The sequence below is a fragment of the Halalkalibacter alkalisediminis genome (assembly GCF_028610705.1).
Lineage (GTDB): Bacteria > Bacillota > Bacilli > Bacillales > Bacillaceae_D > Halalkalibacter > Halalkalibacter alkalisediminis.
Genome location: NZ_JAQQWT010000041.1, coordinates 1 through 23,286, shown reverse-complemented (window position 1 = coordinate 23,286; position 23,286 = coordinate 1). Strand labels below are relative to the sequence as shown.

Below are 23,286 nucleotides of genomic sequence, written 5' to 3'. Positions count from 1 at the left end.
AAAAAAATGAAATCAATTATGAAACTGCTTGGGAAACTTGCACGAATATTAGTTGGAATATCTCGAAAAAATGAGTCTTATTGTCCTAATAAAGTTCACGCTTTAGAACCTCTAGCAGCATAAAGCTTATTCTAAACACAAGGAATTCCATTAAAATTTTAAGGAGTACTAAAAGTAAGTAATTACCCGTTATTTTTTATTGAATGTTGCCTTATTCGTAGGATTTCAAAGAAAGCACGGAGTACTGGATGTCTTCAACCAAAGGGCAATGACCCGTTCCGATAGCAAAACCGGCCTCCACCCCTTGGATAGGCATGACGAAGGAATGATAGGGCTTAGACCCGTTGAGACATGGGAGGGATAGCCTCCAGGGGCGGCGTGGAGAATACGTGCATTATATGGTAATAATTGGAGTTTTATCTACCTCCTTTATTTCAGCATGCCTTCATGTAGCCAAAATGACTGACACTCATTCCAATCATCTGTAACTGTTCTTACAAGTGGTTTGAAATCCTGCGAATAAGTGAGCATTTAAGAGATATACCTATCTAACTGAGGGAGTTGAAGATCGTTATTGAAGTAAAGCTACTTTAGTTTAATTACAAATCCTCGCAATTTCACTTCTATATTAACATATATCCCTAATTTTCCCTTATTAAGAAAGAACCGAAAACGGTCGTTTATGGAACTCTCTAAAAAGCAATCAAATAACCTGCTATTTTCCTAGTTTTCCGGTGCCAAAACTCATTCCCAAAAACAAAGTTCCATTTTTATAAGCCAAAACCGTTTTTGGTGCTAAAATAGAGATACAATAAGTCTAAAGAAGGTGGAAATGGTGATTTTTGGTTATGCTCGTGTCAGTACAGAAGAACAGAACTTAGATATGCAACTAGATGCCTTACAGAAATTTGGGGTTGAAAAAATTTATAAAGAAAAATTGACGGGAACTCGAAAAGATCGGCCGCAGCTCGAGGAATTACTGAAAGTATTGCGGAGTGGAGATAAAGTGGTCGTATATAAATTGGATCGTATTTCCCGTTCCACTAAACACTTGATAGAACTAAGCGAAGTGTTTAGTGATATGGATGTCCACTTTGTGTCCATTACCGATAATATTGATACCTCGACAGCGATGGGAAAATTTTTCTTTCGTACCATGGCAAGTATTGCAGAACTGGAACGAGATATCATTAGTGAACGGACAAAATCAGGGTTGCAAGCAGCAAGGTCCAGAGGGAAAAAGGGCGGTAGACCTACCAAGAGAGAAGATAAAGTAGAGATTGCAATTAAAATGTATAAGAGTAAAGACTATTCAATTAAAGAAATTACCGAAATGACAGGACTCAGCAAAACAACACTGTATCGATACTTAGAGAAAGCTTAAATATAAAAAGGGTTGCTTTGCTCTATTTTACAATTTATGTAAGTCTTATGACGGACTAGAGCAGCAACCCTGTGATCGAGCCTTTAGAAAGTCCAGGAGTGGGAATTTTTTATACAGATTAGAAGTTTATGATTTATTATATTCTTGTAGAGTGTTGGAATATTTTGCTATTATATGTAAGTGTTTAAAAAAGGAGGAGATGTTTATTATAGATTTTGTAGCTAAATTCGCATTCGTTATTATTGTACTAGCACTATTTCTCGGTTTGATAGTTCCTTTGTCACGCTGGGGAGAAGAGACAGAATTACCGAAAAAAATTGTTGTAGTTATAGGATTAATCATTATCTCATCAGCTTCTATTGGTTTGAACTTTAATTATTCAGAAAATCCCCTCCTACAAACAATCGTAAATTCAAAAAATATCCATATGTAATGTCTGAAACAGACATTGAGAGTCAATTGAGCAAAAATTATTTAACGAAGGGTGCTATAGTTTAATGCGAGACTGGCTTCAATAGCCCTTAATAATATTATTAATCTTCCACAATCGGGCGCTTTTCTGTAATAAGAACAGCGTCACTTTTTTATGAATAGGGCCTGTTAAGGAAGGAGATATAAATACATTGCTAAACAAAGTTTTATATGTAGGATTGTTTTGAATCTATATGGTTAATGAACAGTAGAGGGAGAAAGGACATAACATATTAGTCAAAAAATGTGTTATGTCCTTTCTTTTGTATAACTTCAATTTAGGTCTTGATAAATGTGAAAAGGAATGGTGGTCTCTTTATGAGCATCGAACATTATCTCGATACCATAGCTTTTCTTGGAAATAGGTAAACGCCTATCAAAGTAAAAATAAGTAAAAGAAGAAACGACACGATGCTTAACGTATAGAGGTTATACCCATTATAAAGAGCGCGAACGGGGTAACTCCATAGATGAAAATGACTAAAGACAGGGTGTGTGGCTGCGAAAGCACCGGTAATCGTTAAAAGAATCGCAAAGATTATAGGCATGATGATCCGAGAGAAATAGATTGTTACAAGCAGTTGAATAGAGCAAATAAGAGTCCCGGCTAGTAACATACTACTAAAACGGGTAAATTCATCGAAGAATTGAAGACTTGTATGTAGATCAAAGATCATTGTCATAATAAATAAAACCGCATAACTAACTGTCAGAATGATCATATTCAGGAGAAAGAGTAATAGGACCTTATTTACATACATTTGCCATTTTTGAATAGGGGAGAGCAAGATATTTTTGATCCCATCATGCTTGCGCTCCATTTGGACTATTATCGAAATCACAAAGGTCATCAATAAAGGATAAATAAACAATAGAAATATCTGGAAAGTGACAATTCTTAAGATATCTAGCCCCGCTTGGGAGGATCCGAAATACAAACTGCCATTTGCCGCTGTGAAGAGTAGGGGAATAAGCACAATCAACCAAAATACGTGAGAGCGTCTCAATTTCAGTAGTTCCATTTTTAAACCATTTAAGATCATAAGTACCTCCGAAGTTAAAATTCATGCTTACTAAAGTTTTTCATGGTGAAAAATATGATAAGCCCTCCAAGTAAAACCGAAATCAAAGTAAAAGAAAGAGCGCCTTCCAAAGAGTATCCCTGTTCTTGAACGACCCATCCTGGAAAGGAAGTAGGCAACCATTTCTGTTCGTTATAAAATAAATAAGCGAGAGAAGATAGAATTCCTATACCGATAACGAGATTTCCATTTGCGATCTTTACAGACATTACTAATAAAATAGAGACCATCGCTTGACTACTTAGCCATAACGTAAACAAATAAAAAAGCAAGTCTAATAGTGAAAAAGAAAGTTGAAGTAGATAAGCCGCCACTCCTAGAAAAAAGGCTGAAAGGCAGAGGCTGATGAAAAGAGCGATATTGACAATCAACCATTTACTAAGTAAAATACCCTTTCGCTTAATTGGTTCGGTCAAAATGACTTTCCAAGTTAATCCATTATACTCACTACTAACAATCAGGTAGAAAAACAACGCTGTGAATGTATAAAGGAAGAATGGAGCAAAAGCATGACCCCAAAGGATTAAATCCCTCCACCCTTCTGTGCCGCCATTTTGGTAGTAAAAAAGACAAAACGGAATAGCGGTTGAAAGGACAGCGAACATGACAATCATGAGCCAAAGCTTATTTCTTCTAAGTTTAATAAGCTCTGCTTTCAATAATAGAGTGTTCATTGTCGCACCTCGCTTCGTCCAGTCAGTGCTAAAAAGGTCTCTTCTAGCGTTCTTCTCTTCCGATAAAGATGAAATACTTCAAAGCCGGCGTGAACAAGAACTTGATTCATCACAGCCAGTGACTGATTCTTTCCATGAGTGGTTAATATACCTTTTTCTTTGTTTAGCTCAGTTTCAAATCCTTGATGCCGCAACAAATCCTTCGCTTGAAGAAGGTCGTTCGTTCCAATCTCTACTTGATCCCCTTCTTTTAACACTTCCTCTAAGGATCCTTGATACAACAAATGCCCTTCTTGGATCAAACTGACATGGGATGCCAAAAGCTCTATTTCATTTAAGTTGTGGCTCGATAAAAAGATTGTATAGCCTTTTTCATAAGCCAGGCTTTTGATGAGTTGGCGAATTTCATGAATGCCTGAAGGATCTAGCCCGTTAGTCGGTTCATCAAGGATCAGGAGTTTGGGTTTGTTTAAAAGAGCGAAGGCAAGACCTAAACGTTGTCGCATTCCTAACGAGTATTCCTTCGCAAGTTTATCTTTGGCATGGAGCAGGCCAACGGTTTCTAGCGTTTCGATGATTGCTTCTTCGTCTTTTCCAAGCATTTTCTGGATAACAAGAAGATTCTCGTAACCGGTTAAGTGACCGTAATACGAGGGAGAATCAACAAATGCGCCGATATTATGTAGAATCTCATTCCGATTTTCCTGCAGGTCCATTCCAAATAGTTCAATTCGACCGCTGGTAGGAGTGATTAAGTCTAGTAACATTTTTATGGTCGTTGTCTTTCCAGCTCCGTTTGGGCCGAGAAATCCATGAATTTGACCTTCTTGTACTTCTAGATTTAACTGATTGACGACCGTTTGATTTCGGTATTGTTTTGTCAAATTTATCGTCTCAATTACGTTTGGCATGATAACAGTCTCCTTTGATAACAGGTAATTACTCTTTCTCGTTAACGTATTCCAAAATATCCCCGGGCTGGCATTCTAACTCTCTACATATGTCTTCTAAAGTGGAAAATCGAATGGCTTTGGCCTTTCCATTCTTTAAAATAGAAAGATTAGAAAACGTAATCCCGACTCTGTTTGTTAGTTCTGTCAACGACATTTTTCTTTTAGCAAGCATCAAATCTAAATTTACTTGTATCATCGTAGAACTCCTATATCGTTAATTGTTGTTCTTCGGCGATCTTGACTGCTTTTTTATATATAATTCCCAAAGTAATAATAGCAATCGATGCGATGAAATACCCAAAAGGAATAGTAAAGGAAAGAGCTACTTCACCTTGTGAATACGTTAGATAGGGAACAATGTCTTTAGCTAAAACAATAGGAACAATCTCTTGAAAAAGGGCCATGATACTAATTAATACACCACATTGAATAATAGAGTTGGCATTACTGTAAGTGAAGATGTTGCCCTTTGATAAGTTTCGAAAAAACACCAAAAGGTTGTAAAGTAAAAAAAGAATCAGTAGAACTTGGATCATAGAAAGTAATTGTACTAAAGGTGTCATGCTTATATGGTTACTTGAAAAAGAGAATACACTAATAGTAATTTTGTTTAACCAAGTATGGCCGTGAACGAATAAGGTGTAGAAAGGTATAAAGAGCAACCAAAAGATTTGTACAATTATTCCGACCATACAAAGTCTAGCCAACCATTTGTAAAATTTGTTAGAAACTTTCATAGTAACCATCCTTTTTATGGAATATTATACAGAAAATATATTATTATTCAATATGTTTTTGTTGATAATCAAAAAAAGATTCTCCTGAATCTCTAATTGCCCACATATGGACAATGATTATAACTAAATATACAATTATTTGTATCTTTTACAAAAAAAACTATAAATGTAACATTTGTCCTGTTATAATTCGAGGTGACTAGTAGACGTACTAGATTAATGATTATTTGGAGGGATTTTATATGACAGTAGAACAATTAGCATTATCAGCAATTGAAGATGTAACAGATGCAGAACTAGAACTAATGGTAGGTGGAAGTGGTTTGATTCCAACCGTAACTAAGGATTGCCCTAATTTTGTAAGTTCCGTTTGTGTAGGATTCGGATTCATTTCCGGTTGCAAAGACTGCAAGTAAGTTTATATAAGTAAGAGCTCTTATATATAATTTTCAGCCCATGGGTAAAACCATGGGTTAACTTATATCGTTGGGGGTAATAAAGTTGCTAGACTTAGGTAAGGATACAGATCAGAAATGGTTCCAAGCTCTTTATTTGGATGAACGGAAACAATTGGATTATCGTGAACTAAAATTACATTTTGGGAGGATTAGTGACTGGATTGAACGTTCGGGCCTTTTTTCATATGATCTCTTAAATGAAAGAGTGAAGCATGACGGATTAACTGTGAATGAATTTAAAAAAATTATCTCGAATCCACATGTTGTGTGTAAGGGGAAGGAACTGGCACAAAATACTTGGGTTCAGTTTATTTATGATGCGTTTCATCAGAACGAACTAGTTACGATTTCGATTGATGAGGTTTCAAAGGAACATCATGTAAAACCTTTTTTTGAATTGATTATTCCCATTTTACAATATACTAAGCGGCTTATTATGAACGAAACAGTCGAAAGACCTGAAACGTTAGATGTGATTGACCAAGTCACTTTGCTAAAAGCGATTCTTACTCCTTTAGCGGAAACATTATTGAAAGTGGTTTCAAAAACTTTAATCTTTGAGCTTAATAAAGCTCGGCTGCAAAAAGAGTTAGTTGGTTTGACACGGGAAGATCGGTACAGATTCTTTGTGACGGAAAGGCTAGAGAACAGAGGAAAGGCATATGAATTACTTTTAGAATATCCCGTATTAGGAAGGTTGATAGCTGAAGCAAGTAATCTGCTTGTACAGTCTGTCTTTACTACTTTAGATCATTGGATTTCTGATAACAGCAAAGTAGCAGCATTCTTCGGTCAATCATTTACAAAAATACAATCAATCGAACTAAAAGGAGACGTACATAACTCAGGTAGAGCTGTTTTAGAATTGACGTTTGAACAGACTAAATTACTATATAAACCGCACTCATTAGAAATTGATGTTCATTTTCAAGAGTTTTTACAGTGGATTAATAATAAAGGGGTAAAAAATACACTCCCACTCCTAAGGGTATGTCATTGTCAAGATCATGGCTGGGTAGAATATGTGGAACATCAAGCTTGCTCAACGAAAGAAGAGGTTCACCGATTTTATGAAAGACAAGGCAATTATTTGGCTATTTTATATCTTTTAGGGGCTACCGATTTTCATCATGAAAATATCGTAGCAGCTGGTGAAAAACCATACTTAGTTGACTTAGAGTCATTGTTTCATAACAAAGTAGGAATCAGGAAAGAAAAAGCAACAGCAACCGACAAAGCTCATACAATTTTGCAAAATTCTGTTATGAATACGGCACTCTTACCTGTACGAGTGAACAATCCTCGTTTTGTTGAAGCAAATTTTAGCGGTCTCGGTACGAATAGTGGGTTTGTTTCTGTATATACTGTTGAAAATTCACATACGGATGAAATGTTTATGAAAAAACAAACGCTATTCATTAAACCAGAGAGAACTCATCAGCCAAGCTTTCAAGGGGAATATGTTAGTTTTGAGGATTACACAGAAGAGATCATTCGAGGCTTTAAAGAAATGTATTTATTATTCTCAACTTATAAAGAGGAGTTACTCTCACTGAATGGTCCCATCTATATGTTTAAGGAAGATCAAATACGAACGATTTTCAGGCCGACTTATTTTTATGGACGATTGCTGGAAGCTGGCAAGCATCCAAAATACTTGAAAAATGGATTGATGAGAGTTCAATTGTTTGACCTTTTATGGAAAGGGAATGATTCAACCCCAGATGTAAACAGGATCGCACATTCTGAGAGCAGTGCACTCTTACAGGAAGATGTTCCATATTTTTATACATATACAAACAGCAAAGATATTTATGACCAATTTCATAAACGAATTCCTGAGTACTTTGAACAAACAGCGCTAGAGATTGTGTTGCAAAATGTGGAGAAGCTTAGCATGAAAGACTTAGATCAACAGATTGAATTTATTAATGCTTCCTTTCACACAAATAGCGCGATTACAACAGAAAAGACTGACCACAATATGCAGGAAGCCATTCCTTTCAAACAAGAGAAACCCTTTGAATTACCCTCTGTGAAAGGATCCCTACTCTCAGAAGCAGTCAGAATTGGGAAAAAAATTGCACAACTTGGCGTTTGGAGTGAGGACGAAGAAACTATTTCTTGGCTGAGTATGGGAGTCACGAGACAGGGGAACTTAGAATATTCGGTGATGAAGCTTGGATTATACGATGGAATATTAGGAATGGCGTTGTTCTATTCATACTTATATAAGTATACAAATGATGATGAGTTTAAGAGAATTGCCAATGCGAGCGTTAATACAGTGTTAGGTGATTTTGCACATAACGAGAAGGTGGGCCTTATTGACCATTCTGCCTATTTAGGATACGCCGGTGTTCTTTATGTTTTTATGCATGTGTATAAGATATTAGAACGAGATGAGTTGTTAGATGAAGCTGATGCGTTATTGGATAAAATTTGGGAGATGGCTGCAGAAGACAAACAATATGATCTGTTATCTGGCAATGCAGGCGTAATAATAGTGGCGTTATCTTTTTATGAAGTTACTGGCAATTCTAAGGCATTACAAGTTGCCATTGATTGTGGAGAACTCCTGTTAAAGCAAGCGCATAAAACAGGTAAAATGGTTTACTGGAAGTCGAATGATTTTATGATGCAGAAACCTCCAGAGACAGGGTTTTCCCATGGAACAGCAGGAATTGCTTATAGTCTTTCGCAGTTGTATATTCAGACTAAGGATGAGCGTTATTTAGCGTATATAGATGGTGCGTTATTATACGAAAACTCTTTATATGATCTAAAAAAGGGAAATTGGGCCAACCAGAACAATACTGAGCGGTTACAAGAAGAGAAGACCTATTCATTCAGTTGGTGCAATGGAGCAGCTGGGATAGGGCTCAGTCGTCTGGAAATGGCAAACTATTTTCCGGATAATCAGAGTTTGAAAGCAGATGTTCAAAGAGCTCTCCATGCTATATTAAAAGGTGGTATGTTCAAAGATTCTGATTGTTTATGCCACGGGAAGATGGGGAGCTTTGAATTTCTGTTCAAAGCAGCATTAGTAATGAACGATACAGAAATGCAACAAGCGCTTTACCAACAGCTTCTGCCTCTAATAAATGAAGCCAAAGAAAAAAACTGGTGGGACTGTGGATTTGCGGATAAATACATTATTCCAAATTTAATGGTTGGTTTAGCGGGAGTTGGTTTCCAACTAATGAGATTTTACGAGCCACAAACTCCTTCAGTTTTATTATTAGAAGGCCCGTCTAATAAAGAAGGTGAGTAATCGATATGAGAAAAAAAATAAAGCGCAAACGCTCGGTACCCTTTTTTCGTCAAATGGAAGAGGCTGAATGTGGGATAACCACTTTAGCGATGCTTTTGTCTTATTATGGACACGAGATTAGCTTATATGAATTAAGAGAAAAAGTATCTGCCGGCAGAAGTGGAATTAGTCTACTGACATTGAAAAAACTAGCTATAGAATATCATTTTGATAGTCAGGGAAAAAGAGTGAGTACGGAAGCCCTAAACACTATTGAGTTGCCTGTTATTTGTTACTGGAAGCCTAATCACTATGTCATTTTGGAAAAGGTCTCAGGCGAGAGATTTCATATTGTCGATCCGGCTATTGGAAAGCTCCAATTGACAAAGGATGAATTTAAGCAAAGCTACTCGGGAGTGGTCCTGTGCTGTACACCTACTAATCAATTCAAACGAAAGAAAAAAGATAAATCAGAGCTTATTTCTTTTCTAAGGCCTATCTTCCAGGAGAAGAAGCTATTAAGCCTCATGATTGTTTTTTCCTTCATGCTTCAAGGGGCCGCCCTTGGGATTCCCATCCTCACTCAATACCTAATTGACGATGTTGCTCAAGGGATGAATATTCAGCTCATTCATTTAATTGGGTTGTCAATGATTGGAATTGTCTTGTTTCAAATTGGTTTTCGGTATCTTCACGGGTACATGCTTGTATTATTGGCAAAAAAGGTAGATACGAAGTTAATTCAGGGCTTCATCAGCCATCTCTTTTCATTGCCATTACGCTTTTTCCAAATAAGATCAAACGGTGACTTGGTCATGAGGTCCTCTATTATTGAAGGAATTAGAGAATTAATTGTCACGCATCTACTTTCAACGGTGATTAATGTAATGGTCCTTGTTGTCTTGTTCTCGTATATGCTCTCCCAATCAATCGCTTTGACCATTGGACTAGTAGGTATTGGTTTATTCCAAGTTATCTTTACGTTGCTGACGAGAAATAAATTAAAAAGTATCACTACGAAAGAGGTTGTGGCAAAGGCCAATTTACGAAGTTATCTAACTGAATCCATTCACGGAATCTCTTTAATCAAAAATCTAGGTGCAGAAGAATACTTTCTAAAGGATTGGTCCCAAAGATTTACTAAGCAAATAGGCCATACTTATCATAAAGGGAAAGTTGAATTATCCATTAATAGTGTGCTAGATACAGTCCACTTGCTAGTACCAGCTATTATTCTTTGGGTAGGGACTTATCAATTGGTCCAAGGCAATATAACCATTGGAACGTTAGTGGCTTTCCAGGCCTTAGCGGTTTCATTTTTAATGCCCATAACGGGGATTGCAAACTCGATTACCTCTTTAACACAGATGGATTCTTTGCTTGAGCTGATTATGGATGTGAAACAAACGCCTCAGGAAAACAAGGAAGGACTTCATGTGAAAAGATTACGGGGCAGCATCAAACTAGAGAATGTGTCATTTCAATTTGATGCCTATAGTAAACCTGTGTTGAAACAGATCAATTTAACCATCCCGTCAAATCAAAAAGTAGCCATTATTGGAGAATCTGGCTCTGGAAAGAGTACGTTAGCTGCATTGATTTCTGGATTATACGAACCGACGGATGGAGCCATCTATTTTGATCACTATGATGCCAAAACACTAGATAAACATCAACTAAGTAAACAACTAGGAATTGTCACTCAAGATCACTTTCTATTTAGTAGAACGATCTATGATAATATCACATTAGGAAATGAAGATATCACATATGAAGAAGTGATTGAGGCTACTCGTAAGGCTGAAATAATGGATGATATTGCCGTTATGCCGTTACAGTATGAAACTCTTTTATCAGAACAGGCAACTAATTTATCAGGAGGCCAAAAACAAAGATTAGCGCTTGCCAGAGCAATTGTTCATAATCCGAAAATTCTCATCTTAGATGAGGCGACAAGTGCATTAGATACAGTAACGGAAAAACGAGTTGCAGCCAACCTATCGCAATTACCATGTACGCAAATTATTATTGCGCATCGATTAAGCACTATGAAGGAAGCAGATTTAATTGTAATAATGAAAAATGGTGAAATCGTAGGGACAGGTACACATGAATCATTACAAGACAATCATGAGTATATGAGGTTTTATAAGCCGCAGGAGAAGAAAGAGGAAGTGGTAGGTTAAGAGAATGAATGCACTTATCAATTAGTTAAGTGCATTCATTCTCTCGTTAGAAATGAAACAGATTGAATAGATCATTAATCTTTTTCCTGAGTTCTTGATAATTATGTTTACTCAAAGAAATTAGTGCGTCCGTGGATTTAAGTTTAATCAAATACTCTCTCGTAATAGTATCAATTTGTATACGCTCTACTTGCTTAAGATTGACAATATAAGATTGATGTGACCGATAAAAATCTAACTCTTTTATGGTTTCATAGATACTCTTTAAGGACTTATTACATTCAATCTTCTGTTGATTAATTAAGTGAATAACAGTTTTCCGGTTGTAACGTTCGATATAAGAAATTTCGGAGCTATTAATAATATTAATGGCCCCTTTATGTTGAATCACAAATTTCAATTCTAAATCAGATCTGGTTTGATGTGTCATTCTAATGACCTCCTGATGAAAATTAAAAGATGGCAGGTGTATTTCATGTTTAAAAAAATACTTTTCATTGTATTAGCAGGATTAGCAGTAACCTTTATTGGGTTCTCGATATATCTAAAACAAGTTGTTCAGGGCCCTATCACAGAATTGACTATTTATTTAATCCCATTACCGATCTCAGTAAAAGCAGGAGTGGATACACTCTTAGGTTTTTCAACGTTTTACATGTATGCTGGAATAGCCTTGGCTGTGGTCGTAGTGATTATATTCGTCTTTACTAATTTAAGTAGGATCAAACCTTATGTAGAGAAGTAAGGTAATAAATACGAGAGATGGATAGGCTTATAAAGTTATTGTTGTAATCATCTTGTTTCCTCCTTAATATAATGTGAACATCTTTTTCTAGTAAGTTATTATAGAGGGAAAAAGATAAAATGGATTTCTAATTATTAACTTTTTTTGCTATAATATGGTCATAATAAACCTCGGAACTTTCCTAAACGTATTTTGGTATTCTTATAGAGCGTGTTCAATAAGCCCTAATTTTCAATAGAAAATAAAAATGCACCTATGCAAGAAATGGTAAAATGGAAGTGACCAAACAACCAAAAATACCAATTTGCGAGGTGCATTTTCATGGATATGCAGCTAGAACTGCTTCCTTACCATTACTATAACACACTCGGTTTTGACGTTGAACTGATTGATTATATTAATTTGGTAGATGATTCAATTGTGTTAGATAAAATTAAGCCCCTTTTTAAGGAAGGTGGTCGTCCACCTAAAGACGCGAGAACCTATTTTCGGATGCATTATCTTAGTCCTGAAATTACGTCCTTTCGCCAGCTTTGTAATCAGCTTGTGGATCCGAAAAATCATGCTTGGCGCAACTTTATCGGTACTCCTAACATAAAAGATGTGCCTGTACACAGTAGTTTGAGTCACTTTCGTAAGGCAGTAACTCCAGAATTATTTTATGAAATATTGTTTGATCTCATCCGCCAAGCCTTGAAATTGGATGCTTTTTTACAAACAACCCTTGCAGGCATTGATTCGCGGCCTGTTTATGCACACGTAAATGGATACAAGAAGAAACGCTGTCGCTGTGAAAACAAAGAGAATTGTGAGTGCGAAAAAACGTATTCGGATCCTGATGCAAAAGTCGGAGTTCAACGAAATAAGGCGAATCAAAACAAATTTTTTATTGGTTACCGTAAACATGCAATCGTGTGTCCCACACCTTCAGGCCCAATCGTCCTTCTATCGATTATTCTTCCGCCGGATACTTCTGATGTAAATGTTCTTCTCCCACTGCTTGAAAAACTCAAGGAAATGGGGGATCTGAAAGTAGAATACCTTTCGGCTGATTTGGGTTATTTTAGTGCGGAACATCAGGAAGCATCTTTGGTTGAACACGATGTTGCATTGGTGACAGATTTCAAGAAAAATACTACGATTCCAGAAGCCTGTTCCCCAGAGGGGAAACCTGAATGTGAGGCTGGACATGAGCTAATCTGGGATGGATTTGACAGAGAAACCTATACGTCCTGGTTTAATGGGGACGAAAGCAAATGCATACCCTGTCCACTGCAGGCAACTTGCGACAAACAGTTTAGTTTCTCTTTTAAAGAAAACCCATTCTTCTATGGCCCTGTTCCACAAGGTTCCGAGCCACAAAATCAAATGCTTCACTTTCGTAAGCAAGTGGAACTAGCCTTCGCTCATGAATCCAATCAATTAGACTCTATCATGCGTCACAAAAAAGTACCTGTACGAACAACAGAAAGAGTCCAGTCCTTTTTTATTATGAGAGATCTATTTCGACTGATTGAACGAATGATCAAGCATGCCAGGGATACTATTTTACCCAACGATCATGTCGAAAAAATAACAAAAATACAACAGATACAGATTGAACTATGAAAGTTAGAATCACTTCTTACTGAATTCATATAATTAAAATTGAAAGAGTATGGTAAAGCTACAGCTACAGAAAAAGTACTCATTTCAACTGGTGTCGCCATAACAACCTTATCTGGATTGTTCTTTATGTCTCATTCAACTTGTTCTCTTAATTTTTCAGCTAATTCCGGATCCTCTTCACTTAGTTCTTCTAGGTTAATAACCCCTTCTAAGTCGTCAAGATCTACTACCTCACGCTCAGCTGCTGAGACATTAGATGTCAGCAAGGTAAAAATAGACAAAACAATCCCAAAACATAATAATTTTCTCCTTAACATAAAAACCCTACTGTGGAAATATTTTGTAGCGAGAATTGTATTCTAGCAAAGTTTAATAGATTAAACTACAATTTTTGTTATTTTTACTATTTTTTACATTTTCACACATGCTTTTCAAAAAAATAAAGAGGGACTGAGGCCACTGACAAGATGCTTACCCATATATAAAGAACAATAGAAAAAAGGACTAGCTCCTATTAATAGAACTAATCCTCTTATTTTTTATACTAATAATGTCGATTCACTTAAAATACAGACATATAATGTTCCTATACTTTACCTATCGGTGATTAAATTCTTGATCGCATCTTCGAATTCTGGATCTATACCATCCCACTTATTCTCACCACTAACAAACCTTTCTATGTCAAACATAAATACAGAATCTCCTATTAATTATCGCCAGTAGCTCTCCTTGATTCATATCTGTAATTAGGTTGGAATATTGCTCTTTCCGCGGCATAGCACTACTCGTGTCAATATTAACAATATAGACATATGGTTCTTCAATATCAATTACCCGAATCCTTGTCGAATCGGTTACATATTGAAATACTTGATTAATATAAATCATCCGTACTTCACCTTCTTTAAATTACCTTCATCAATACACTTAATATCAATTGTTTGCTCTATATCAATTGGCTTTTGCATATCAATGATTACGATTTTTCTAGCAAGCAAGTGATAAAATAGTGTAACACCACTTCCAAAAGGCAAGTGTGTATCTGCATCAAACTCATTAGTAATTTCACGGATACTTCGTGAACGATTCAATAGGCGCTTCATAAGAGACATGGATAAATCCTCAATATGTTGGTCATCCATTTCTTGATATACATCATAGCTACGAATATCAAAATAATCATGGATATAACTAATATTTCTAGCCATTGTCTTATGAATTTCTTCCTCTGTTACAGTTGCCCAATTAATGCTTCTACGCTTCCAATATTCCCGTTCAATTTCGAACTTCTCTAACACACGTTCTTCTAATAGCTTATCTTTCATTTTGATAGTATGAGCGACTTCAAATACACCTTGTCCTTTATCAACTGTTAATAAAAAGTCTGTTGTCATAACAATTGGAGCTCCTGTTTTTGGATCAGCCGGATGTTTAATCCCAAGCTCTTCAGCAATGATAATCGTCTCTTCTTGTGGTAATAAAGGAAATTGTTCACGAATATCCAAAATAACATCAGAAAATTCAGTCAAATAAAAGTAGTTCCGTTCCAAATCCGATAAAAATTCATGTTGTCTACCCGTTTTTATACCTTTTAATCTTGTTGACCGACCTAATGAGGAAACATCTTGAATTTTAAGCCAAGGCTGATAATCTGCCCCACTGCCAGTTCCTCGACCCTCTTGAATCCACTTATCGATTTTAGATGTTCTTTTTCTTTTCGACATAAAAACACCCCTTTAGATAATCATATCCAAAGGGGCAAAGCTTCGCGACTTTATTTTAAACATCGCAACTTTTTTATAAACATCGTGACTTTATTTTAAATCTACAAAAAAATCAAATCCAGCCCTTCTCCCTACTCAACCGTAACACTTTTTGCAAGGTTACGAGGCTTATCAACATCACAATCGCGATGTAAGGCTGCGTAATAAGAAATAAGCTGTAATGGAATCACTGTTGCAAGTGAAGTTAGATACTCATGTACCTTTGGAATGACAAAGGCATCTTCCGCATGCTCTAAGCCTTCCATACTAATGATACATGGATGTGCTCCACGCGCTGCAACTTCTTTAACATTTCCACGAATGCTTAAGTTTACATGCTCTTGTGTTGCAATGGCAATCACTGGTGTACCATCTTCAATAAGGGCAATCGTTCCGTGCTTTAATTCACCGCCAGCAAATCCTTCTGCTTGAATATAAGAGATTTCTTTTAGCTTTAGTGACCCTTCTAAACACACAAAATAGTCAGCTGCACGGCCAATAAAGAAACAATTACGAGTAGTAGCTAAATAGTCACGAGCAATTTGTTCAAGTTTTTCTTTTTGATCACATAATGTTTCCATGGCACTAGCCACAATCGCTAATTCTTGAATTGGATCGAAGTCAAGCTCAATGCCTTTTGCATTCGCTGTATCAACAGCAAGCAAAGTCAAAACAGCCATTTGAGCTGTATATGCCTTCGTAGATGCAACCGCAATCTCTGGGCCTGCATACGTGTGTAGGGTAAAATCAGACTCACGTGAAAGGGTAGATCCAGGTACATTCGTAATCGTTAACGCTTTGTAGCCTTTTTCTTTCACATCAACAAGAACCCCGCGAAGATCCGCAGTTTCTCCACTTTGTGAGATGAAAATAAAGAGTGGGTTTTCTGATAGAAGTGGCATATTGTATAAGAACTCACTTGCAATATGAACCTCTACCGGACGCTGTGCAATTTTTTCAATTAACTGCTTACCAACTAGACCTGCATGGTAACTTGTGCCGGCTGCAATAATATAAATGCGATCGGATGATTTCATCGCTTGACGAATGTCTTCATCAAGACGAACGGTTCCATCTTCATTTTGATATTTTTGAATGATATTACGGATTACAAATGGCTGCTCATCAATTTCTTTTAACATAAAGTGTGGGTATGTGCCCTTTTCAATGTCACTAGCATCTAGCTCAGCTGTGTATGGCTCACGTGCCATTACCGTACCGTCTAATGTTTTAATCGTTACATTCTCACGTTCAACAAGTACCACTTCTTTATCCATAATTTCAAGAAACTGATTGGTCACTTGAAGCATAGCCATCGCATCAGAAGCAATGACGTTCACACCATTACCTACACCAATTAATAGTGGACTTTTATTTTTCCCTACGTAAACAACATCAGAATTCTGCTTATCAAGAAGCGCAAGGGCATACGAACCTTTTAATAAAGATAATGTATGACTAAATGCTTCTTCCACAGATTCACCTTCTGTTACAAAGTGATGAATCAAGTGAACGATTACTTCTGTATCTGTATCACTGACCATATTCACTGTAGCTAAAAAGTCATTTTTCAACTGCTCATAGTTCTCGATTACACCATTATGAACAAGTGTAAATCTTGCTGTCTCGCTTTGATGTGGATGCGCATTAACACGACTTGGAACACCATGAGTAGCCCAACGTGTGTGTCCAATTCCAACCGTACTATCTACTTTCGTGTCGACTACATCACGTAAAGCTGCAATTCGGCCTTTTTCCTTAAACACATGGACTCCCTCTTCGTTAGCTACCGCAATCCCTGCAGAATCGTACCCACGATATTCTAACTTTTCTAAACCACGTAGTAAAATTTCCTTTGCATCTTCCGTTCCAATATATCCAACTATTCCGCACATAAATGAAATACCTCCTGAAGTTAGGGGGCAAGTAAACCGGAGGGCATACTTCCCCCCACTCTCATATTTTTTAGAGGCATGCTTACTTCTGTCTTTGTGCAAAGAGTTGCCTCTTTGTTTTTCCAGAAGTCTAACGGTTGTCATGCTACAACCGGAGGGCATCCGCCGAACTCTCGATACTCCCTCTCCTCGTCAACTACACTCCATGTAGTCCTGGCGCTTTAGTAAATTTATCCTTCGATCCACCTTTCTTTGAATGACTTTTTTCATCATACATCAAACTAGAGCAACCCGTCAATTACAAGTAAAAATTACAAACAATGTAAGAGTGGTTTCAAACTCTATACAAAAAAATATGCATAAGCAGCATGTTTTGTGCCACTTATGCATAAAAAATTACTCTAATCCCATTTCCGATTTCACAACTTCGACAATTTCATTTACATATTGATCACAAATCTCTTCTGTCTTCGCCTCTACCATAACGCGGACAAGAGGTTCCGTTCCTGAAGGTCTTACTAACACACGACCTTCACCTGCCATTTGAGTTTCAACGTTAGTGATAGCCGTGCTTACTTTTGCATTATCTGTTACTGCGTACTTATCTGTTACACGTACATTCACTAGCTTTTGTGGGAATGTTTCCATGTCCGCTGCTAGTTTAGATAATGGTTTCCCTGTTACTTTCATGATGTTAACCAATTGAATTGCTGATAATAAACCGTCACCTGTCGTAATATAATCTAGGAAGATAATGTGGCCTGATTGTTCGCCACCAAGGTTGAATCCACCCTTTCTCATTTCCTCCATGACGTAGCGATCTCCTACAGCGGTTTGCTTAAACTCTACGCCGATTTCTTCAAGACCTTTATAAAAACCAAGGTTGCTCATGACCGTTGATACGACCGTACCGTGCTTTAACCAACCTTGTTCCTTCATGAACTTCGCGCAGATGAACATAATTTTATCGCCATCAACTATTTCACCATTCTCATCAATAGCAATTAAACGATCTGCATCACCATCAAAAGCTAATCCAATTTGAGCTCCTTTTTCAAGGACAAATGCGGCTAACGCTTCTGGGTGAGTTGAACCACAATTATCATTAATGTTAATTCCGTTTGGAGACGTTCCCATTGTAGATATGTCAGCCTCTAAATCAGCAAACAAATGCGGCGCTAATGATGAAGCAGCTCCATGTGCACAATCAAGAGCAATATGAATTCCTGAGAAATCTTCTTGGACCGTTTGCTTCAAGAATTGAAGATATTTTTGACTGCCTTCAAAATAATCATTAAGTTGACCAAGATCTCCACCAACGGGTCTAGGTAGCTCATCTTCACTATCTAGAAGACGCTCAATTTCCTCTTCTTGTTGATCCAATAATTTAAACCCATCTGGTCCAAAGAATTTAATTCCGTTATCCGGAACTGGATTATGTGAAGCTGAGATCATCACACCTGCATCTGCACTAAGTGCCTTTGTTAAAAAAGCGACACCTGGCGTCGAAATCACACCTAATCGCATGACTTCGGCTCCTATTGATAATAAGCCGGCTACAAGTGCACTTTCTAGCATTTCTCCGGAGATACGAGTATCTCTTCCAATAATGACTCGTGGTTTTTCCGTTTGTTTCGTTAATACGAAACCACCCATTCTGCCTAACTTAAAGGCAAGTTCAGGAGTGAGTTCCGTATTGGCTACTCCACGCACACCATCAGTACCAAAGTATTTTCCCATTTTATCATTCTCTCCTTCAAACAATCATCCATCAGAACGCAGATTTAATTTCTATTGGTATCGTACTATTCTCTAAAGTAAATCGAATATTTGGTGGTCCATTTACCTGTATGTCAACTACATGTTCTCCTATCGATAAATCACTTACATCAATAAACACTTGAATATCAGATAAGGTTAGCTTTTGTAATAACTCCTCTGATCCTTTTGCTAAAATGGTAATGGACCTATCATTAACAACAACTTCTTCTTCTCGTCCACCGATCACTTCAATAGGTACATCAGGGAACTCTTCTGTTTCTTCTGTCGTAATTGAAACCGTTACATTTACCTTTTCTGGCGTCACCCGCTCAATCCCTGGGGGAACTGGCACCGTCATCTCAAATGTTTGACTTTCGCTTAATTCACTTAAGTCAATCGTTCCAACATCGACGACATTCGTACGGTCGATTACATCCGTCGGACCGTAGATCGTTACTTCCTCAGGTTCGAATTTGATATTGCTAATACTGATACCATCTGGTAATTGCCCTGTTCTCGTAATTTTAGTAGGAACCATCCGATTCGGGCTTGTAATTGGTATCTTCACATCAACTACCTGAGGATCTACGGGTAAGAATAGTTCATTTCCATTCTCATCAAATAATTTAACAGGCGTTGTTTCCTCAATCGTTCGGTCAGCACCTGAAACATCGACAAATGCCTTTGCTGTGCTTACTTCAGCAACGAGACTTCTAGCTGCCGTTACATCCACATTAATAGGAGTCACAATGGGGGTACCAACCGTATAGCCTTTTTCAACTTCATTCGAGTTAATAATATCAACTTGAACAGGGAAAGATACGGTTTGCTTTTCTTGTAATTCAACCCTTACATACTGCGGAACAATGGAAACCGTTAGTTCACTTGGGAAATTTCGATGTTGAACACTTAATGTATGTACACCTTCTCCACGATCTGTTACATCCACAAATACTTCATAAGAAGGTCTAGTTAATTGAAAGAGCGTTAATTGAGCTTGAGGCCCTTTTAAATTAACCTGAACATGTTCTGTCTTATCCGTTATCGCATAATTCTCCTCATCATATAGAACAGTTAGCTCAACATCTTCGAGCGTATATGCTGGATTAATGGTCGGCAACACGCCCCCAGGTTGAGTGGTTAAGTTATCAATGTTTACCATCGTAAAGAGCATTAACGCAATAAAAAAAGAGATGATTCTAACAAACCATTGGCTATTAAACATCTTATCCATTTTTCTTTCCTCCCCACTGCCAACGTGAAGTGGTGGTGTTCTTACTTTCTATTAATAATTCTCGTTCTAACAAGCTCCGCAACTTTTCTTCATCAAGGTCACGATGCAATTCTCCATTTTTCGTTAACGACATAGCACCCGTTTCTTCAGACACTATAATGGTAATGGAGTCTGTTACTTCACTAACGCCAAGAGCCGCTCTATGCCTCGTACCTAACTCTTTTGAGATAAAGGGATTCTCCGATAAAGGTAAATAACAAGCCGCAGCTAAAATGGTATCGTTTTTTAAGATGACAGCCCCGTCATGAAGAGGGGTATTAGGAATAAATGTGTTGATTAATAACTCAGAAGTTAAATTCGCATTCATCTGAATACCCGTTTCTACATAGTCCGTCATCCCTGTCTCTCGTTCAAGCGACATGAGCGCACCAATTCGTCTTTTAGCCATATAAGATGTTGCTTTTATAATTGCATCAATCGATTTCTTAGCGTGATCATCTTGTGGAATCGTCCGACTTGAAAACAGCCTTCCTCTTCCTAATTGTTCAAGCCCTCGTCTAAGTTCTGGCTGAAAAATAATAATAATGGCCAGCAGACCATAAGTGATCGTTTGGTTCATTAAAAATTCTAACGTCCTCAGACCAAGGAAACGACTTAAAAACCAGATCGCTAAAATAACCGTGATTCCTTTAACTAACTGAACTGCTCTCGTACCGCGAATAATCATGATTGCTTTATAAACGACAAACGTCACAACCAATATATCAACAATTTGTCCAACATAGTTGAGCAAACGAAATTCTTCTAAAGAAAACATGGCTCTTCCTCCAAACCACTAACTTGTGTCAAAAGAGGCAAATTCATACTGCTAATCTCTTTCACTTTTCCCATTATATCATAGCGTTAATTAAAGTCCTACTCATTCGAGTCCCTTTGCTCAGTTATAGATATTACTTCTTTACCAAAGCTTTTCAGATGATACCAAACCCAATCTAGCGCTTGATTCACTTCGCTAATTTCCCCTGTAACTTGACCAACTGAAGCATAATAAGCTTCACTATTCACAAGTAACACATTACCTTGTATTTCTCCATCCACTTGCAATTCCCCGTTCCGAACGACAATATCTCCTTTGATCACTTCTCCTTCAGGAACGATCACACGACCACTTTCTTGATCAATCTGAACATGCCCAGACCCCGAAACAACGACCTGTTCTTCGCCACTGTTCCATAATGATGAAATGCTCGTTATCATTAATAAGAGAAATACAGCAGCTGATACAAGTACTGGATGTTTTCTCGTCCATTGTTTCCACTTTGATACTGGTTTACGTTCAGGTAACTTTGCCATAACGGATTCAGTAAAACCTAAAGGAGCTTCAATATGAGACGAACTTTGTACGAAAGCAATGACTTTCTTAAGTTCATGAAGGTGTTGCCTACAAGGCTCACATTCTTTTATATGATGATCAAGGATCTTTTTCTCTTCCTCTGTTGCTTCTCCATCAAGAACGTTCTGGATGAGTTCTTCATAATATTGTTTACATTTCATCTAATATCCCTCCTTATACATGGCGCATTCTCTTTCTAAGTGCTTCTCTACCACGGTGAATTCTAGTCTTAACAGTAGAAGGTGGAATATCTAATATTTCACTTATCTCATTAATTGATAAATCTTCAATATACTTTAAAATAATGGCCGTCCGATATTTCACAGGCAATTGATTGATTTCCGCTTGCACCCATTCCTGTCTTTCTAAACTAACCACTTGATCTTCAGGCAGTTCCTCATCAGAGGCTAATTGGGATTCGTACGTCAAACCATCAGATCCTTTTACTTCTTCTTGTAAATAATAATCAGGTTTTTTCTTACGTAAACGATCAATGGCTACGTTCGTTGCTATACGAAAAATCCAAGTCGAGAATTTTCGATCGATATCAAACCGATCAAGATTCGTATAGGCTCGTAAAAATGCTTCTTGGGCAACGTCCTGCGCTTCATGCAAGTTTCCTACCATGCGATAAGCCACTTGAAATACTTTATCTTTATATAGTTCAACAATTTCTGAAAACGCTTGTTGATTACCTTTCCTCACTTCCCGAATTAACCTCTTTACAATTGTATCCATTTTGTTACCCCTACCTACATTCGTTCTAGTTTTTTTACGTTCAGATTCAAAAAAAGTTTCATGATCTATTCATTTCTTCATCATAACATGATTAATGTTTTCTTTTTGCCATTATAGGGTATAAAATAAACAGACTTTGTAAAGTAACCTAGTTTGAGCAAGGCGATAACCTCAAATTACAAGAATTTCAAAAAGGATGTGGGAGACATGAACAGAGAACAGCAACTCTTACACGATATTGAGAAGTGTAGAGAATTGTTAAATCAAAAAGGACAAACGTCTTCTTTAATTTCAGAAGAAATAATCGGTTATAGTCATAAACTAGATTTGCTTTTAAATGAATATGACTACTTAATTAACAAAGCCTCAAAAAGAAATAAGGCAACAACTATATAAAAAAAACCATAGATAAACATCCATGGTTTCAAGTAATCATATATTATAAGTGGAGCCTAGCGGGATCGAACCGCTGACCTCCTGCGTGCAAGGCAGGCGCTCTCCCAGCTGAGCTAAGGCCCCATCATATTGGAGCGGAAGACGAGATTCGAACTCGCGACCCCCACCTTGGCAAGGTGGTGTTCTACCACTGAACTACTTCCGCAAACAATGTATTAAAGTAAAGATGAGCCATGAAGGATTCGAACCTTCGACCCTCTGATTAAAAGTCAGATGCTCTACCAACTGAGCTAATGGCTCTAAAATGGCTGGGCTAGCTGGATTCGAACCAACGCATGACGGAATCAAAATCCGTTGCCTTACCGCTTGGCGATAGCCCAATCATGGTGGAGGGGGACGGATTCGAACCGCCGAACCCGGAAGGAGCGGATTTACAGTCCGCCGCGTTTAGCCACTTCGCTACCCCTCCATGATGAACGATGCCGGCCAGAGGACTTGAACCCCCAACCTACTGATTACAAGTCAGTTGCTCTACCAATTGAGCTAGGCCGG

At 37.5% G+C, this 23,286-nt stretch carries 22 protein-coding genes and 6 tRNA genes; 8 read left to right on the top strand and 20 right to left on the bottom strand.

Annotation, left to right across the window (positions count from 1 at the left end):
• Window positions 1-835 precede the first annotated feature (835 nt).
• Together PQ474_RS23120 and PQ474_RS23115 are read left to right on the top strand one after the other, a co-directional pair.
• Window positions 836-1,384: a recombinase family protein gene (locus tag PQ474_RS23120; RefSeq protein WP_273847941.1), complete on the top strand. Its 549-nt coding sequence runs from the start codon at window positions 836-838 to the stop codon at window positions 1,382-1,384.
• A gap of 199 nt (window positions 1,385-1,583) precedes the next feature.
• On the top strand, window positions 1,584-1,817 hold the full coding sequence (locus tag PQ474_RS23115; RefSeq protein ID WP_273847940.1) for a hypothetical protein: 234 nt from the start codon (window positions 1,584-1,586) through the stop codon (window positions 1,815-1,817).
• A gap of 370 nt (window positions 1,818-2,187) precedes the next feature.
• Here the strand turns inward: PQ474_RS23115 and PQ474_RS23110 are convergent, their stop codons facing one another.
• Genes PQ474_RS23110 through PQ474_RS23090 form a run of 5 tightly spaced genes read right to left on the bottom strand, consistent with a single transcriptional unit; the run spans window position 2,188 to window position 5,301 of the window.
• Window positions 2,188-2,898 carry an ABC transporter permease gene (locus tag PQ474_RS23110; RefSeq protein WP_273847939.1) on the bottom strand — a complete coding sequence of 237 codons (711 nt, stop codon included), beginning with the start codon at window positions 2,896-2,898 and terminating at the stop codon, window positions 2,188-2,190.
• A 14-nt stretch (window positions 2,899-2,912) separates the two neighbouring features.
• Window positions 2,913-3,611, bottom strand: a complete 699-nt coding sequence (locus PQ474_RS23105; protein WP_273847938.1) for an ABC transporter permease — start codon at window positions 3,609-3,611, stop codon at window positions 2,913-2,915.
• Window positions 3,608-4,522, bottom strand: a complete 915-nt coding sequence (locus PQ474_RS23100) for an ABC transporter ATP-binding protein (protein WP_273847937.1) — start codon at window positions 4,520-4,522, stop codon at window positions 3,608-3,610. Before PQ474_RS23100 ends, PQ474_RS23105 begins: the two co-directional genes overlap by 4 nt.
• Window positions 4,523-4,550: 28 nt before the next feature.
• The gene (locus tag PQ474_RS23095; protein WP_273847936.1) at window positions 4,551-4,760 is read right to left on the bottom strand and encodes a helix-turn-helix domain-containing protein; all 210 of its coding nucleotides are present in this window, start codon (window positions 4,758-4,760) and stop codon (window positions 4,551-4,553) included.
• A gap of 10 nt (window positions 4,761-4,770) precedes the next feature.
• Window positions 4,771-5,301, bottom strand: a complete 531-nt coding sequence (locus PQ474_RS23090; protein ID WP_273847935.1) for a DUF2975 domain-containing protein — start codon at window positions 5,299-5,301, stop codon at window positions 4,771-4,773.
• 242 nt (window positions 5,302-5,543) lie between these two features.
• Here PQ474_RS23090 and PQ474_RS23085 point away from each other — a divergent pair, with 242 nt between their 5' ends.
• The 3 genes from PQ474_RS23085 (at window position 5,544) to PQ474_RS23075 (ending at window position 11,198) form a co-directional block, all read left to right on the top strand.
• Window positions 5,544-5,717 carry a type A2 lanthipeptide gene (locus PQ474_RS23085; protein WP_273847933.1) on the top strand — a complete coding sequence of 58 codons (174 nt, stop codon included), beginning with the start codon at window positions 5,544-5,546 and terminating at the stop codon, window positions 5,715-5,717.
• An 85-nt stretch (window positions 5,718-5,802) separates the two neighbouring features.
• Window positions 5,803-9,033, top strand: a complete 3,231-nt coding sequence (locus PQ474_RS23080; protein ID WP_273847932.1) for a type 2 lanthipeptide synthetase LanM family protein — start codon at window positions 5,803-5,805, stop codon at window positions 9,031-9,033.
• A 5-nt stretch (window positions 9,034-9,038) separates the two neighbouring features.
• Window positions 9,039-11,198, top strand: coding sequence for a peptidase domain-containing ABC transporter (locus PQ474_RS23075; RefSeq protein WP_273847931.1), 2,160 nt, complete (start codon window positions 9,039-9,041; stop codon window positions 11,196-11,198).
• A 46-nt stretch (window positions 11,199-11,244) separates the two neighbouring features.
• Here the strand turns inward: PQ474_RS23075 and PQ474_RS23070 are convergent, their stop codons facing one another.
• Window positions 11,245-11,628: a LytTR family transcriptional regulator DNA-binding domain-containing protein gene (locus tag PQ474_RS23070; protein ID WP_273847930.1), complete on the bottom strand. Its 384-nt coding sequence runs from the start codon at window positions 11,626-11,628 to the stop codon at window positions 11,245-11,247.
• A gap of 45 nt (window positions 11,629-11,673) precedes the next feature.
• Here PQ474_RS23070 and PQ474_RS23065 point away from each other — a divergent pair, with 45 nt between their 5' ends.
• Both PQ474_RS23065 and PQ474_RS23060 read left to right on the top strand, forming a co-directional pair.
• The gene (locus PQ474_RS23065) at window positions 11,674-11,943 is read left to right on the top strand and encodes a hypothetical protein (RefSeq protein ID WP_273847929.1); all 270 of its coding nucleotides are present in this window, start codon (window positions 11,674-11,676) and stop codon (window positions 11,941-11,943) included.
• A 321-nt stretch (window positions 11,944-12,264) separates the two neighbouring features.
• Window positions 12,265-13,551 (top strand): transposase, encoded by a 1,287-nt coding sequence (locus tag PQ474_RS23060; protein WP_273847928.1) that lies wholly within the window; start codon window positions 12,265-12,267, stop codon window positions 13,549-13,551.
• Window positions 13,552-13,682: 131 nt separating this feature from the next.
• Here PQ474_RS23060 and PQ474_RS23055 read toward each other — a convergent pair whose 3' ends face one another.
• The 8 genes from PQ474_RS23055 to sigW form a co-directional block, all read right to left on the bottom strand.
• Window positions 13,683-13,868, bottom strand: a complete 186-nt coding sequence (locus PQ474_RS23055) for a hypothetical protein (RefSeq protein ID WP_273847927.1) — start codon at window positions 13,866-13,868, stop codon at window positions 13,683-13,685.
• 570 nt (window positions 13,869-14,438) lie between these two features.
• Window positions 14,439-15,278 carry a TnsA endonuclease N-terminal domain-containing protein gene (locus tag PQ474_RS23050; protein WP_273847926.1) on the bottom strand — a complete coding sequence of 280 codons (840 nt, stop codon included), beginning with the start codon at window positions 15,276-15,278 and terminating at the stop codon, window positions 14,439-14,441.
• A gap of 131 nt (window positions 15,279-15,409) precedes the next feature.
• Window positions 15,410-17,212, bottom strand: coding sequence for a glutamine--fructose-6-phosphate transaminase (isomerizing) (gene glmS / locus PQ474_RS23045; RefSeq protein ID WP_273847925.1), 1,803 nt, complete (start codon window positions 17,210-17,212; stop codon window positions 15,410-15,412).
• Window positions 17,213-17,608: 396 nt separating this feature from the next.
• Window positions 17,609-18,952: a phosphoglucosamine mutase gene (gene glmM, locus PQ474_RS23040; protein WP_273847924.1), complete on the bottom strand. Its 1,344-nt coding sequence runs from the start codon at window positions 18,950-18,952 to the stop codon at window positions 17,609-17,611.
• A gap of 31 nt (window positions 18,953-18,983) precedes the next feature.
• Window positions 18,984-20,207: a CdaR family protein gene (locus tag PQ474_RS23035; RefSeq protein WP_273847923.1), complete on the bottom strand. Its 1,224-nt coding sequence runs from the start codon at window positions 20,205-20,207 to the stop codon at window positions 18,984-18,986.
• Complete coding sequence (gene cdaA, locus PQ474_RS23030; RefSeq protein ID WP_273847922.1) at window positions 20,200-21,024, bottom strand: diadenylate cyclase CdaA; 825 nt, start codon at window positions 21,022-21,024, stop codon at window positions 20,200-20,202. Before cdaA ends, PQ474_RS23035 begins: the two co-directional genes overlap by 8 nt.
• Window positions 21,025-21,122: 98 nt before the next feature.
• The gene (locus PQ474_RS23025) at window positions 21,123-21,761 is read right to left on the bottom strand and encodes an anti-sigma factor family protein (RefSeq protein ID WP_273847921.1); all 639 of its coding nucleotides are present in this window, start codon (window positions 21,759-21,761) and stop codon (window positions 21,123-21,125) included.
• Between the two features lie 13 nt (window positions 21,762-21,774).
• Window positions 21,775-22,338 (bottom strand): RNA polymerase sigma factor SigW, encoded by a 564-nt coding sequence (sigW, locus tag PQ474_RS23020; RefSeq protein WP_273847920.1) that lies wholly within the window; start codon window positions 22,336-22,338, stop codon window positions 21,775-21,777.
• 207 nt (window positions 22,339-22,545) lie between these two features.
• Here sigW and PQ474_RS23015 point away from each other — a divergent pair, with 207 nt between their 5' ends.
• Entirely contained in the window at window positions 22,546-22,734 is a 189-nt protein-coding gene (locus PQ474_RS23015) for an aspartyl-phosphate phosphatase Spo0E family protein (RefSeq protein ID WP_273847919.1), read from the top strand.
• 50 nt (window positions 22,735-22,784) lie between these two features.
• Here PQ474_RS23015 and PQ474_RS23010 read toward each other — a convergent pair.
• From PQ474_RS23010 to PQ474_RS22985, 6 genes are all read right to left on the bottom strand, one after another.
• Window positions 22,785-22,857: transfer RNA gene (locus PQ474_RS23010), tRNA-Ala, on the bottom strand.
• A 7-nt stretch (window positions 22,858-22,864) separates the two neighbouring features.
• Window positions 22,865-22,939: transfer RNA gene (locus PQ474_RS23005), tRNA-Gly, on the bottom strand.
• 22 nt (window positions 22,940-22,961) lie between these two features.
• Window positions 22,962-23,034, bottom strand: a tRNA-Lys gene (locus PQ474_RS23000).
• Window positions 23,035-23,039: 5 nt separating this feature from the next.
• Window positions 23,040-23,114, bottom strand: a tRNA-Gln gene (locus PQ474_RS22995).
• Window positions 23,115-23,118: 4 nt separating this feature from the next.
• A tRNA-Tyr gene (locus PQ474_RS22990) sits at window positions 23,119-23,203 on the bottom strand.
• Between the two features lie 11 nt (window positions 23,204-23,214).
• Window positions 23,215-23,286 (bottom strand) — tRNA-Thr (locus PQ474_RS22985).